Below are 13,167 nucleotides of genomic sequence, written 5' to 3' on the forward strand. Positions count from 1 at the left end.
CGCGGATCAAAGCGCGGCGAGCAAATCCTCGCGCGTCAGCGTAAAACCGGAGGCGATCCAGCGCGCCTCGAGCGTCTTCAGCGTATCTCCCAATGCCTTGCCTTCATAGCGGGGCATCAGGTCGCGCGATTGTACCGGAAATTGTTGTTTTGCGCCGAAATAGACCCTGTTTTGCCAGCCTTCCGGCATTTCCTGCCCCATCAGCGCATGCCGCAGAAGAAGCGCATCGGCCCCGACCTCTGCCCCGAGCCGATAGCCAAGGACCGTCGGGTCGTCACCGTCGGACAGCGAGGCGCGCAGAGCCTCGAGTTGTCTTGTGTCCTTTTTCGACAGGCGCAGCCGCTCGGCCACGTCTTCGCCGCCAATCGCCGCCAGCCTGCGGATCGGATCGGCGGGGCGATCTTCGAGATGGACGAGCGGCCCGAGCGCGGTCGCATCGGCGCCGGGCAGCACGGCCGTGAGAACCCCGCATTGCGCCATCGCCGCCACTGCGTGAACCGGATCGGGCGCGGCCAGCAATTTGCGCATCTCGCCGCCGAGGCGTTCGCGCGAAAGCGTCTCTATTCCGGCGGTATTTTCGGCGCAGGCGGCCAACCCGTCGGGGTCGAGATCGTGGCCATACCACGCGGTAAACCGGAAGAAGCGCAGGATACGCAGGTAGTCCTCGCGGATGCGCTCCTCCGCCTCGCCGACGAAGCGGACATGATGCGCCGCCAGATCCTCCAGCCCGGTGCCGAGCGGGTCGAGAATCGTGCCGTCCGAGCGGGCATAGAGCGCGTTCATCGTGAAATCACGCCGCGCCGCGTCCTCGGCGATGTCGTCGGAAAACGCGACCGTAGCATGCCGCCCATGCGTCTCCACATCGCGGCGGAAGGTGGTGACCTCATGCGGATGCCCCTCCGCGACCACCGTGACCGTGCCGTGATCGACCCCGGTCGGTACCGGCTTCAAACCGGCCGCCTTCGCAAGTTCGATCACCCGCTCGGGCCGTGCATCGCTGGCGATGTCGATATCGTTGACCGGCGCGCCGAGGGCGCTGTTGCGCACGCAGCCACCCACCAGAAGCGCCTGATGCCCGCCCTCTTCGAGCATCTTCAGCACGCGTTGGGTCGGCTCTGCCTCGATCCAGTCTCCGGTCAGTCTCATTCCGCCATCCGGTCCGCCAATGAGCGCAATATACGCGCGGTGGCGCCCCAGATGTAATAGGGCCCGTAAGGCGCCACGAAATAGCTGCGCCGGGAGCCGCGCCAGCGGCGCGATTCGACGCGGAAATTCCCGGGCGTGATATGCGAGAGCGGCACGGTGAACGCCTCGGCCACTTCGCCCGCTTCGGGGATCACCTCGAACGGCGTGTGGATGCGCGCCAGCACCGGCGTCACCAGAAAGGACGTCACGGTCTCATGCGGATCGAGCGTGCCCAGTACTTCGACATGGGCATGGGGCAGGCCGATCTCTTCCTGCGCCTCGCGCAGCGCCGCGCCGACCGGACCTTCGTCATCGGGATCGACCTTGCCGCCGGGAAAGGCGATCTGGCCGGGGTGATGGCGCAGATGCGAGCTGCGCTTCGTCAGATGCAGGCGCGGTTCCGGCCCGAACGTATCGAAGGCGACGAGAACGCCCGCGGGTCGCAGTTTGCGGTCCTCGGGCAGGATCACTTCCGGGTTCAGATCGTAATCCGAAGAGGGCCGCCCCGGTCGCGCCAAGGCGTCGAGAACCGGGGCGAGAGGATCACTCATTCGATCCCTCATCCCCCGCTTCGCGCAGCGACCCGTCGGGGTTCTTCTGCGCTTCGAAGCCGAGCGTCAGCGGATCGAAAATGTAATGCGCGCCGCAGAACTGGCAGTCCGCGGTGACCGTGCCCTCATCGGTGGTCATATGCGCGATGTCGCGCGCCGAGTAGATAGAGAGCGACTGACGCACGCGATCGGCCGAACAGGTACAGCCGAACTCCACCCGCTGCGGATCGAAGACGCGCGGCCGCTCTTCGTGGAACAGGCGCACCAGCAGCTCGGTCGGCTGCACGGTCGGGCCGATCAGTTCCATATCCTCGACCGTGTCGAGCAGGATATTGGCGCGCGCCCAGTTCTCGCCTTCCTCGCCGTCGAGGATGTCGTCGGCGGTCAGCAGACCCTGATCGCCCGAGCCTTCCTGAGCGGCGAAGGGCGAGGCCGGCGGCATATGCTGCAGCATCACGCCGCCCGCGCGCCAGCTTTCGCCCTGACCGGGCAGGATCGAACGCCCGAAAGACAGCGAGAACCGCGTGGGCAGCTGTTCGGATTGCGCAAAATAGGCCTCGGCGCAGGCGCGCAGCGAGCCTTCGGACAGTGGCGTGATGCCCTGATAGGGGGTCGTGCCTTTGCCCTGGTCGATCAGGATCGCAAAGTAACCCTGCCCGATCTGTTCGAACGGGTCGGCCTTGGGATCGAGCTTCTCTTCATCGAAGCTCGCCCAGGCGCGAATGCGGGCGGGCGCGCCCTCTTTCTCGGGGGCGTAGTAATCGGTTGCGATGATGCGGATCGGGCCGTTACCGCGGATTTGCAGCGACAGCTTCCAGCGCAGCTTGACGGTCTGGCCGATCAGCGCGGTCAGAAGGGCGGCTTCGGCCACCAGCATTTCGACCGCGCGGGGGTAATCATGTTGCGACAGGACGGTGTCGAGCACGCCGTCGAGGCGGGCAACCCGGCCGCGGATGTCAGAGCGGTCGAGCTGAAACGGCAGAACTGTATCGTCCCATGCGATTTGGGATAGCTTGGACATGGTGCTCCTGAGGGGCTCAGAGGGGTTTTCGGGCAGCGCGGAGCCTGCCATACAGCCCCAATATAGGCGCGGCAACCGCAGACCCAAGGGAGAGCACATGATCGCGAGGTTCGGAGAGCGGGTGAAATCCGGTCAGCAGTATCGTTTGCGCCCCGGTGCCTATGCGATCCTGATCCGCGACGGGCGGGTGCTGCTGACCCATCAGGCGCACCCCATACCGGAGTTTCAATTGCCCGGCGGCGGGATCGATCCGGGCGAGGGGCCGATCGAGGCGCTGCACCGCGAAGTCTTCGAGGAGACAGGCTGGGCGATCACGGGGCTGCGCCGTCTCGGGGCCTATCGGCGTTTCACCTATATGCCCGAATACGAGTTCTGGGCGGAGAAGCTTTGCTCCGTCTGGCTCGCGCGCCCGGTGCTGAAGCGCGGTCTGCCGCCGGAGCCGCATCACACGGCGCATTGGGCCGATCCCGAAGAAGCGCTCGAACTGCTCGCGAATGAAGGCGAGCGCGCGTTTTTCCAACGGTTCGTCCGTCGCTGAATAGGCGCGGGCGTTTCGTTCGCCTCAGATGTAGCTGAGCTGGTGCGTTCTCCTCTCAAGTCTCCCCGGGGGGATGGTCTCTGCAGTCTGACACAAGCTCCGAACGTCGCTCGCTGCTGCCGGGGCCGTGAAATTCCAAAACGCCAGCCGAGACATCGTCCCCGATCTCACCCTCCGCGAATTCCTCGGTGGCCCAATAGAGCGCATCCAGAAGCCGGGGCCCCGGCATCTGGGAAAACTTGCGGAGCATCCGGGCCAGCCGGGTCTGATCGATCATCTCGCCGCTGCAGTCGCTGGCTTCGGTAATCCCGTCCGAGACCAGAACCAGCCGATCGCCCGGGGTCAGTTGAACCGTGAGCGTTTCGTATTCGGCGCCCTCGATCAGGCCGATCGGCAGCCCGCCCTCGCCGAAAAACTCCACTGTGCCGTTCTGTCTTTGCAGAACCGGGTAGGGATGCGCGGCCTGAACCAATTCCGCCTTGCCGGTACGCAGGTCGACATCGGCGTAGATAAGGGTGAAATAGCTCTCGGTGCTCATCTCGCTCAGCACGAGATCGTTGAGGCGCTGCGCGAGCTCTGCCGGGCGTCGTCCGCGCAATTCGCCCTTTGCGTTGCGGTAAATCGCGAGGTTCTGGCTGGGGGTGGTGCCGGAGAAGTAGCCCGCGATCCGCGCCATCATCAGGGCCGAGGTGATGCCATGCCCCGAGACGTCGATGCCGTATAGGCCCACCCGGCGTTCATTGATCGGAAAGAACCCGACGAGATCGCCGCCGACATGGCCTGCGGGCCGCAAGAGCAGCGAGACATCCGCCGCCTCGAACCGCGCGTGTCGTGTCCGCACGAGGCTTTGCTGCAGTTTGCGTGCCTCTTGCAGGTCGCGGTCGATCACCTCCTGTGCCTCGCGCAAGAGGCGGTTCTTTTCGCTCAACTCCTCTTGCATGGTCAGGATGCGGGCTCCCGCGCTAAGTCGCGCCCGAAGCTCCGCTCCGTTGACCGGTTTCGACAGGAAATCATCGGCGCCGCTTTCCAAGCCGCGCGTGACGTCCGTCTTTTCGGCCTTGGAGGTCAGAAGGATGAAATACCCATAGCTACGCCGCGGTAAGCCCCGGAAGACGCGACAGAATTCAGGGCCGCTCATCCCCGCCATCATCCAGTCCGAGATCACGATATCGGGCTCGCATTGGGCGCAGATCGCGATCGCCTCTTCTGCGCTTTCTGCTTCGCTCACCTGGTAACCGGAGCGGGACAACTGCGCCGAGAGGATACGGCGCTGCATGCGGCTGTCGTCCACGACGAGAACGTGCCGCGCGGCGCCCGCCAACGGTCGTCGGCCCGCATCTGCGGGAGCCTCTTGTCTTTGCACCATCTGCATCATCCGAAACCTCTGCCCTCACGAAACCGCAAACTCCCTAAGATTCGGTGAAAACCAACCCGGATCAGACGTTAAGAAAATCGAAAGGGTGCGGCGCTACGGTCAGTCTCGGGTGGAGTCGGATCGAGTGGCCTGGAGGGCGTGATGATTGATTGGGAACGGGTGCAGGAACTGCGCTCGGAAATTGGCGCCGATGGCTTTGCCGAGGTCGTGGACCTTTTTCTCGACGAGGTCGAGGCCGTGGTGATGGGGCTTGGCGGACGTCCCGACCGGGTAGAGGAGGATTTGCACTTCTTGAAAGGGTCTGCCTGGAATCTCGGGTTCCGCGATTTCGGCGGCGCCTGTCAGCAGGGAGAACGAATGGCCGCCGCCGGACGCGCCGTGGAGGTCGATCTGAGCGCGATCCGCGAAACCTATAGCCTGTCCAAGACGCAGTTCATGGGGCGGCTATCGGAGTTCACTCCGGCGGCTTAGGGCGAGGTGCTGAGCAGACTGAACTGCGCCGAGCACATATTGCACCAAGTTGCACCCGTTGGGCGCGGGTGCGGCCATATTTTGGGAACTCGCGTGCCTATCGCGGGGCGTGAGCGCAGGAGTTGAGGATGTAGAAAAGGCTCCACAGTGCAAGAACGGCGAAGGACCAATGTGTTTCGTCCGTCTGGAGGCGGCTCTATCGAACTGAAGGCCTCAGATAAGAAACTCAGCCAAGGTTTCGTCTTCGGTGATGTCGCGCCAGACGAAGCCCTCGGCGTCGAGCTTCGCGAAGAGCTCTGTGAAGTTCTCGGCGCGTTTCGTTTCGATCCCGATCAGGACCGAGCCGAAGTTCCGCGCCGATTTCTTCAGATACTCGAAGCGCGCGATATCGTCGTCAGGGCCAAGCATCTGCAGGAAGTCCTTCAGGGCGCCGGGGCGCTGCGGCAGGCGGAGGATGAAATACTTCTTCAGACCCGAATAGCGCTGGGCGCGTTCGCGCACCTCCGGCAACCGCTCGAAATCGAAATTACCGCCTGAAGTCACGCAGACCACGCGCTTGCCGCGGATCGTCTCGGCCAGCTCGGGCAGGATGTCGACGGACATCGCGCCAGCGGGTTCCAGCACGACGCCTTCGACGTTCAGCATCTCAAGCATCGTGATGCAGATGCGATCCTCCGGTGCGAGATGAACTTGTTCGGGCGTGACCCACCCAAGCTCCGCGAAGGGGCGCGCGCCGATCCGGGCAACCGCGGCGCCATCGACGAAACTGTTCACCTGCGAGATCGTCACGGGCTCATGCGCCTTGACCGCAGCGGTGAGGCTCGCGCCGCCCAACGGCTCGACGAAGCGAAATTCCGTATCGGGGGCGGTCGCGCGCAGATAGCCGGTGACGCCCGCAGCCAAGCCGCCGCCGCCGACCGGAAGGATGACCATATCCGGCGCGCCGCCCAACTGGTCGAGGATCTCCACCCCGACCGACGCCTGCCCCTCGATCACATCCGGATCGTCGAAAGGCGCTAGGAAATGCGCCCCGGCCTCACGGCAAAACTCCTGCGCCGAAGCCAGCGTGTCGTCGAAATAATCGCCCGTGAGAACGATCTCGACCGCGTCGCCGCCAAAGGTCTTGGTCTTGTCGATCTTCTGCTGCGGCGTGGTCACCGGCATGAAGATCGTCCCCTTCACCCCGAAATGCCGACAGGCGAAGGCCACGCCCTGCGCGTGGTTCCCGGCGCTCGCGCAGACGAAATGCGCCGCCGACGGATCGCGCTCGCGCAGTTTGCGCATCGCGGTGAAGGCGCCGCGGATTTTGTAGGAGCGCACCGGCGTCAGGTCCTCGCGCTTGAGCCAGACCTCGGCGTCGAAGCGTTTCGACAGGTGGGCATTGAGCTGCAGCGGCGTCGGCTCGAAGAGCGCACGCAGCGCGCGGGTGGCGGCTTGGGCGGAAAGGGCGAACTCACTCATACCGCCAGATGTGACGCGCGCCGCCCGCTTTGGCAAGCTCAGACGAGGGCGCGTTGCTCGACAAAATGACCGTAGAGCGTCGTTAGGATCGACAGCAGCAGCATCACGGTGGGCACAGCGAAAAGCAGCTTGAGCGCGACCACGACCATATCATCCGCGAGGTCATGTGGCGCCTGTATCGAAAGCATGTTCACCGCAACGAAAGGGAGTACCACGAGACATGCCAGCAGAGTGAGCAAAGCGAAGCCACGCCAGTGGCCGCGAGTCGCGCGCCAACTGTCGCGGATCGTGGCGCCGCCGATCGCGGCCCCGGGCAGGGATACTCCGAGACGGAGCATAAAGGCATACAGGGCAATGAAGAATGCCAGCCCCACCACGGCAAGTAGAACGGCTTCAGCGGTCTGGTTCGGAATGATTTCCTGCGCCGCGAGGGCGAAAAGAAAGACAATCGCGGCTCCCAGAACCATGATTGCCATGGCACAGAGCGTGATCACTATTCCACGCCAGAAATAGCTCACGTCGCGGCGCAGATGAATCCGCGGCAGCCAGCCGACGCGCTCGCCGAGCAGGATGAACCTGTGCCAGTTCACTGCCGCGATGATCATCGGGATCGGCAGGATGAACGTGTTGAAAACCAACATGAACAGTGATTTTTCGAAACTCTGGTGTTGTGATGCTCCGGCCTGCATCACGCTCTCGATAAGCCATTGCTGCCCGATGATCATGATCAAGAGAAGAAGCGCCGAGATCCGAAGGGTCTGCCGCCAATTTCCAAAGACCTGCCGGAACGAGTGTCCGAAAACCCCCAATACATTCATCACTTTGCCCCCAAAGAATGTCATTTAACAATTCACCGTTGGGGCTCGATCTCACCGCAGTCAAAGCACGTTCGGCGCGCCTTGGTTGAATTCTCCGTGTGATCGAGGTGGAAAAGAGCGAGTCACCGCTGGTTCACCTTCGCTTTGAGCGAAGCCTTGCGCATTTTGCAAAGGCTGCCGCTTTTTTGCCCACTTTCGACGCTAATCGTGCTGAAACTGTGTTGCGAGCAACAAAAGAGGAGGGCCGCATGCGCCTGAGAAAAACTTCGATTGTCGCCCTTGTCGCGGCGAGCTTCGTCGTCGCCCCGGTGGCGACCAGCCATTTCACCGGCGCGGATGCCGCCTTTGCCAAGAACGGCAACGGTGGCGGTAATGGCGGTGGAAACGGTGGCGGCAACGGCGGCGGAAATAGTGGCGGCAATGGCGGAGGCAAAAGCAACGCAGGCGGCAATTCCGGCACGGCGGGCAAATCCGCATCGGCCGGGCGTGCAACGAGCCCCGGAAATTCCGGCAAGGCTGCTGCGCATGGCGGCGGCCCCGCGAAATTCCTCGACGATCTGTTCTCGGGTAAGCGGCAGGCGAAATCGCAGCATACGACCCGCTCCAGTGTGAAAACGGCGTCGCGCGGCACCACCGCGACGAAGACGCGCTCGACCACCCCAACCAAATATGCGGTCAACGAGTCGCCGCGCCCGAACGGCAAGCCGAGCCTGAGCGAAGATGAGCTGCGCAATCACGGCGCACTGGCCTCCGAGCTGAAGGGTCTGAACGCGGCCCATGCAAGCGCGACCGCGCTCGCCAACGCCTCGCCGAACAGTCAGGTGGGCCGGATCGCGACCTATCGCGACTCTGTCGTCGGGGCGGCGCAAGCAGAAGAAGATCTCGCGACCGCGCAGCAGACCCTCTCGGATCTCGAGGCGCAGGATGTTCGCACGCCCGAAGCGATACAGTCTGACATCGACAATCTCGATCCCGAGGCAGAGGACTACCAAAGCCAGCTCGACACGCTCGAAGCTGAAAAGCAGGCGGCGGAGACCTATCAGACGGATCTCGCGACCGCTCAGGATCAGGTCACCGAGCTTGAGAAACAGGTCGCGGAAGCCGATCAGATGCAGGCGGACGCGCTTCTTGCCGCATCCAACGGGCGCGATCTTTCGCCCGAGGCCAAAGCCTATCTGCATGAACTGCTCGACCTGCCGCCGCCGGAAACGGCAACGGAAGACCAGCCTGTGGATGGCGATGTGGCGACCGGCGACGGCACGACGGGCGACGGGACCACGGCCGATGGCGATCTCGCCTCGAGCGGGGACACCACGACCGATCCGCTCGTGGACCCGTCCACCGAGAGCTGATCTCGCGCAGAGTACATTCGAAAGGGCCGTCCTTCGGGGCGGCCCTTGTTCATTGGAAAAAAAGCTTCTATTCCGTCGCGGAACAAGAAAACCGGGAGATGCCGCATGTCCGCGCCCAAGAAAGTCGTGCTTGCCTATTCGGGCGGCCTCGATACCTCGATCATCCTGAAATGGCTGCAGACCGAATACGGTTGCGAGGTCATCACCTACACCGCCGATCTCGGCCAAGGCGAGGAGCTCGAGCCGGCGCGCAAGAAGGCCGAGATGCTCGGCATCAAGCCGGAGAACATCCATATTCTCGACGCGCGCGAGGAATTCGTCCGCGATTTCGTCTTCCCGATGTTCCGCGCCAATGCGGTCTATGAAGGGCTCTATCTGCTGGGCACCTCGATCGCGCGGCCGCTGATCTCCAAGCATCTTGTCGAGATCGCGCATAAGCATGGCGCCGATGCGGTGGCCCACGGCGCGACCGGCAAGGGCAACGATCAGGTCCGCTTCGAATTGTCGGCCTATGCGCTCGACCCGTCGATCAAGGTGATCGCGCCGTGGCGGGAATGGGACCTGTCCTCGCGCACCAAGCTGCTGGAATTCGCCGAGGCGAACCAGATCCCGATCGCCAAGGACAAGCGCGGCGAAGCGCCGTTCTCGGTCGATGCGAACCTTCTGCACACCTCGTCCGAGGGCAAGGTTCTGGAAGACCCGGCCGACATGGCGCCCGATTACGTCTACCAGCGCACCGACGATCCGATCACACAGGCTCCGAACGAGCCGGAATTCATCGAGATCGGCTTCGAGAAGGGCGACGCGGTGTCGATCAACGGCGAGGCGATGAGCCCGGCGACGATCCTCACCAAGCTCAACGAATACGGCAAAAAGCACGGCATCGGCCGTCTCGACTTCGTCGAGAACCGCTTCGTGGGCATGAAGTCGCGCGGCGTCTACGAGACCCCCGGCGGCACGGTCCTGCTGGAAGCGCACCGCGGCATCGAGCAGATCACGCTCGACAGCGGCGCGGGCCACCTGAAGGACTCGATCATGCCGCGCTATGCCGAGCTGATTTATAACGGCTTCTGGTTCAGCCCTGAGCGCGAGGCGCTGCAGGCGCTGATCGACAAGACGCAGGAATATGTCACCGGCACGGTGAAGCTGATGCTCTTCAAGGGCGCGGCCCGGACCGTGGCGCGCTGGTCGGAGTACTCGCTCTATTCCGAGGCCCATGTGACCTTCGAGGAAGACGCAGGCGCCTACGATCAGAAAGACGCGGCGGGCTTCATCCAGCTCAACGCGCTGCGCCTGAAACTGATCGCCACCCGCAACGCGCGAGTGAAGAAATGAGCTTTTCGCGGCCCAAGGCCGCCATCGTCACCGTCTCCGATCGCGCGTCGCGCGGCGAATACGAGGACAAGGGCGGTCCGGGCTGCGAAGACTACCTCCGCGGCGTGGTCACCTCGCCGCTGGAGATCGAGCGTCACATCATCCCCGATGGGCGCGAGTCGGTCGCGACGAAACTCCGCGAACTGGTCGCGGCCGAAGCCGATCTGATCCTGATCACCGGCGGCACCGGCCCCGCGCCGCGCGACGAGACGCCCGAGGGCTGCTTCGACGTGATCGAGAAGGAGCTCGCGGGCTTCGGCGAGGAAATGCGCCGCGCCTCGCTGCTCGAAGTGCCGACCGCCATCCTGTCGCGCCAGTCGGCGGGGATCGCGGGCAAATCGCTGATCATCATGGTGCCGGGCAAACCCTCGGCCATCGCGACCTGCCTCGATGCGGTCTTCGCCGCCGTGCCCTATTGCCTCGACCTGATCGGCGCGGGCTATATCGAGACCGATCCGGCCCGGATCAAAGCCTTCCGTCCGAAGAAAAAGTAAGAGGGGGTGCTGCCCCCGTCGCCGGAGGACGACAATCAACAGAAAAAGAGGGGGCGCTGCCCCCCGTCTCTTTCAGAGACTCCCCCGGGATATTTGACCCAAGGCGAAAATCGCCTCTCTTCGTGTTGGCTGAAATATCCCGGGGTGAATTCGCGCATGCGAAGAGGGGCAGCGCCCCTTACCGCTTCACCGCCGCGATGGCATAATTCACCGAAAGATCGCGCGCCGAGAGCGACCAGGTCCATGCCAGCGGATTGAACACCATGCCGCGGCGGTCGACCGGGTCGAGCCCCGCGTTGCGCGACAGCTCGTAAAGCTCGTCGGGCGTGACGAATTTCGACCATTCATGCGTGCCCACGGGCAGCCAGCGCATCACCCGCTCTGCACCGATGATCGCGACCATGTAGCTTTTCGGATTGCGGTTCAGCGTCGAGCAGATCATCAGCCCGCCCGGTTTCATCAGGCTCTGGATCGTGTTCACGAAGCCCTGCGGGTCGGCGACATGTTCGATGATCTCCATCGCGAGGACGACATCGAACTGCTCACCCATTGCGGCCAGATCTTCCGCCGCGCAATGGCGGTAATCGATCTCGAGCCCCGATTGTTCGGCATGCAGCTGCGCCACGGGGATGTTGCTCTCGGCCGCATCCGCACCCACGACCGTGGCGCCAAGTCGCGCCATCGGCTCGGACAGAAGCCCGCCGCCGCAACCGATATCCAGCAGGCGCAGCCCCTCAAAGGGGCGCGGCGCTTTCAGGTCGCGGCCGAACTGCGTGGCGATCTGGGTGGTGATGTAGTCGAGCCGGCAGGGGTTGAGCATATGCAGCGGTTTGAACTTGCCATTCGGGTCCCACCATTCGGCGGCCATCGCCTCGAATTTGGCGACTTCGGACGGGTCGATGCTGTTTGCCGGATCTGCCATTGCTCTCCTCGCATTGATTTTCGGGCAGCCCATGGCGGGCGCGCCTTTTGCTCTATATAGTCCGGATATGGACAGAACTGCAGGGCAAAAGCGCGCATCGGGCGCCCATCTTTACCCGCCGATCGAACCCTTCGATCAGCGCCGGATCGACGTGGGCGATGGCCATGTTCTTTATGTCGAACAATCGGGTCATCCCGAGGGACAGCCGGTCGTGGTGTGCCATGGCGGGCCGGGGGGCGGCTGTTCACCCACGATGCGGCGATTCTTCGATCCGCAGCATTACCGGGTCATCTTGTTCGATCAGCGCGGCTGCGGTCTCTCGCGCCCGCATGCCAGCGTCGCGGATAACACGACCTGGCATCTGATCGCGGATATGGAGCAGATCCGCCGGACGCTCGGCATCGACAGCTGGATGGTCTTCGGCGGTAGCTGGGGGGCGACGCTGGCGCTGCTTTATGCGCAGACGCATCCCGACCGGGCGTCGAACCTGATTCTGCGCGGTGTCTTTCTTGCGACGCGGGCCGAGCTCGAGTGGTTCTACGGCGGCGGCGCGGGGAATTTCTATCCCGATCTCTGGGCGAATTTCCGGCGTCCGATTCCGGAAGACGAGCAGGACGATCTGATCGGCGCTTATCACAAGCGGCTCTTCTCGGGCGACTACATGGCCGAGGCGCGCTATGCGCGGCACTGGGCGATGTGGGAAAACGCGCTGGCTTCGGTGCGCTATGACGGACCGCCGGGCGAAGCCTCGCCCGATTACGCGCGCGCTTTCGCGCGGCTCGAGAACCACTATTTCCAGAACGCGGCCTTCCTCGAAGAGGACGAACAGATTCTGCGCGACCGTCACAAGATCGAGCATATCCCGACGACCATCGTGCAGGGGCGGCTCGACATGATCTGCCCGCCGACCTCGGCCTATCGGCTGGCGCAGGGCTGGGCGATGGCGAAGCTGCAGCTGGTGCCGATGGCGGGGCATGCGCTCTCCGAGCCGGGGATCACCGCCGGGCTTGTCCGCGCGATGGATGAGCTTAGATCCTGATCTAGCAAAAGATTTCGATCGGGGCCGCCATGACGCTTACCTATTTCCTGCTGTTTCTCGTGGCCTCCGCGGCCGCCGCTGCGACCGGCATCATCTTCAAGCCGGGCGAATGGTATGTCGGGTTGAAGAAGCCCGGCTTCACGCCGCCCAACTGGGTCTTCCCGGTCGCCTGGACCTATCTCTACGTCTCGGTCGCCTATGCGGCGGCGCGCATCGCCCCCGAGGCGGGCAGCCAGATCGCGCTGGCGCTTTTCGCGGTGCAGATCGCACTGAACACGCTCTGGACGCCGGTCTTTTTCGGGGCGCATCGGCTGTGGCTCGGGCTGCTTGTCCTGATCTGTCTGTGGGTCGCCGTCGCGGCGATGATGCTGGCCTTCCTGCAGCTCGATATGTTGGCCGGATTGCTGGTCTTCCCCTATCTCGTTTGGCTGACTCTGGCGGGCGCGCTGAACTTCCGCGTCTGGCGCGACAACCCCGGAGCGGGCGCGCGCGGCTGATTCCCCTTGCGGAATCTGCGATACAGGACTATATCGCCATCAACAGCGGCGCGCCGGGGTCCAAACCTG

General features: G+C 63.7%; 14 protein-coding genes. 7 read left to right on the forward strand and 7 right to left on the reverse strand.

All coding sequences use genetic code 11. From position 1 onward, the window contains the following. Positions 1-6: 6 nt before the first annotated feature. Genes ACZ7GB_RS10915 through hslO form a run of 3 tightly spaced genes read right to left on the reverse strand, consistent with a single transcriptional unit; the run spans position 7 to position 2,757 of the window. Positions 7-1,146 (reverse strand): CCA tRNA nucleotidyltransferase, encoded by a 1,140-nt coding sequence (locus ACZ7GB_RS10915; protein WP_472158668.1) that lies wholly within the window; start codon positions 1,144-1,146, stop codon positions 7-9. Next, complete coding sequence (locus ACZ7GB_RS10920; RefSeq protein ID WP_472158669.1) at positions 1,143-1,736, reverse strand: CoA pyrophosphatase; 594 nt, start codon at positions 1,734-1,736, stop codon at positions 1,143-1,145. The genes ACZ7GB_RS10915 and ACZ7GB_RS10920 overlap by 4 nt, the downstream gene beginning before the upstream one ends. After that, positions 1,729-2,757: an Hsp33 family molecular chaperone HslO gene (gene hslO, locus ACZ7GB_RS10925; protein ID WP_078602349.1), complete on the reverse strand. Its 1,029-nt coding sequence runs from the start codon at positions 2,755-2,757 to the stop codon at positions 1,729-1,731. The genes ACZ7GB_RS10920 and hslO overlap by 8 nt, the downstream gene beginning before the upstream one ends. Positions 2,758-2,854: 97 nt before the next feature. Here hslO and ACZ7GB_RS10930 point away from each other — a divergent pair, with 97 nt between their 5' ends. After that, entirely contained in the window at positions 2,855-3,295 is a 441-nt protein-coding gene (locus tag ACZ7GB_RS10930; RefSeq protein WP_078550942.1) for an NUDIX domain-containing protein, read from the forward strand. Positions 3,296-3,350: 55 nt separating this feature from the next. Here the strand turns inward: ACZ7GB_RS10930 and ACZ7GB_RS10935 are convergent, their stop codons facing one another. Further along, positions 3,351-4,670: a PP2C family protein-serine/threonine phosphatase gene (locus tag ACZ7GB_RS10935; protein WP_472158671.1), complete on the reverse strand. Its 1,320-nt coding sequence runs from the start codon at positions 4,668-4,670 to the stop codon at positions 3,351-3,353. A 141-nt stretch (positions 4,671-4,811) separates the two neighbouring features. Here ACZ7GB_RS10935 and ACZ7GB_RS10940 point away from each other — a divergent pair, with 141 nt between their 5' ends. After that, on the forward strand, positions 4,812-5,141 hold the full coding sequence (locus tag ACZ7GB_RS10940) for an Hpt domain-containing protein (protein ID WP_078541587.1): 330 nt from the start codon (positions 4,812-4,814) through the stop codon (positions 5,139-5,141). Between the two features lie 213 nt (positions 5,142-5,354). On the opposite strand, the gene ilvA is transcribed toward ACZ7GB_RS10940, so the two are convergent. Beyond that, complete coding sequence (gene ilvA, locus ACZ7GB_RS10945; RefSeq protein WP_078602346.1) at positions 5,355-6,602, reverse strand: threonine ammonia-lyase IlvA; 1,248 nt, start codon at positions 6,600-6,602, stop codon at positions 5,355-5,357. 38 nt (positions 6,603-6,640) lie between these two features. Next, positions 6,641-7,444: a hypothetical protein gene (locus tag ACZ7GB_RS10950; protein ID WP_472158672.1), complete on the reverse strand. Its 804-nt coding sequence runs from the start codon at positions 7,442-7,444 to the stop codon at positions 6,641-6,643. A gap of 224 nt (positions 7,445-7,668) precedes the next feature. Here ACZ7GB_RS10950 and ACZ7GB_RS10955 point away from each other — a divergent pair, with 224 nt between their 5' ends. The 3 genes from ACZ7GB_RS10955 to mog all read left to right on the forward strand — a co-directional run bounded on the left by ACZ7GB_RS10955 (position 7,669) and on the right by mog (position 10,640). After that, positions 7,669-8,772: a hypothetical protein gene (locus ACZ7GB_RS10955; protein ID WP_472158673.1), complete on the forward strand. Its 1,104-nt coding sequence runs from the start codon at positions 7,669-7,671 to the stop codon at positions 8,770-8,772. Between the two features lie 105 nt (positions 8,773-8,877). Further along, positions 8,878-10,107, forward strand: a complete 1,230-nt coding sequence (locus ACZ7GB_RS10960) for an argininosuccinate synthase (RefSeq protein WP_472158674.1) — start codon at positions 8,878-8,880, stop codon at positions 10,105-10,107. Further along, the gene (mog, locus tag ACZ7GB_RS10965) at positions 10,104-10,640 is read left to right on the forward strand and encodes a molybdopterin adenylyltransferase (RefSeq protein ID WP_472158676.1); all 537 of its coding nucleotides are present in this window, start codon (positions 10,104-10,106) and stop codon (positions 10,638-10,640) included. The genes ACZ7GB_RS10960 and mog overlap by 4 nt, the downstream gene beginning before the upstream one ends. Positions 10,641-10,818: 178 nt before the next feature. Here mog and ubiG read toward each other — a convergent pair whose 3' ends face one another. After that, positions 10,819-11,562, reverse strand: a complete 744-nt coding sequence (gene ubiG / locus ACZ7GB_RS10970; protein ID WP_472158677.1) for a bifunctional 2-polyprenyl-6-hydroxyphenol methylase/3-demethylubiquinol 3-O-methyltransferase UbiG — start codon at positions 11,560-11,562, stop codon at positions 10,819-10,821. Between the two features lie 67 nt (positions 11,563-11,629). Between ubiG and pip the strand changes: the two genes are divergently transcribed. Together pip and tspO are read left to right on the forward strand one after the other, a co-directional pair. Then, positions 11,630-12,601: a prolyl aminopeptidase gene (pip, locus tag ACZ7GB_RS10975; protein WP_347430191.1), complete on the forward strand. Its 972-nt coding sequence runs from the start codon at positions 11,630-11,632 to the stop codon at positions 12,599-12,601. Positions 12,602-12,630: 29 nt separating this feature from the next. Further along, on the forward strand, positions 12,631-13,098 hold the full coding sequence (gene tspO, locus ACZ7GB_RS10980; RefSeq protein ID WP_078605945.1) for a tryptophan-rich sensory protein TspO: 468 nt from the start codon (positions 12,631-12,633) through the stop codon (positions 13,096-13,098). Positions 13,099-13,167 lie beyond the last annotated feature (69 nt).

This window comes from Thioclava sp. PTB-PU3-1 (assembly GCF_055666785.1).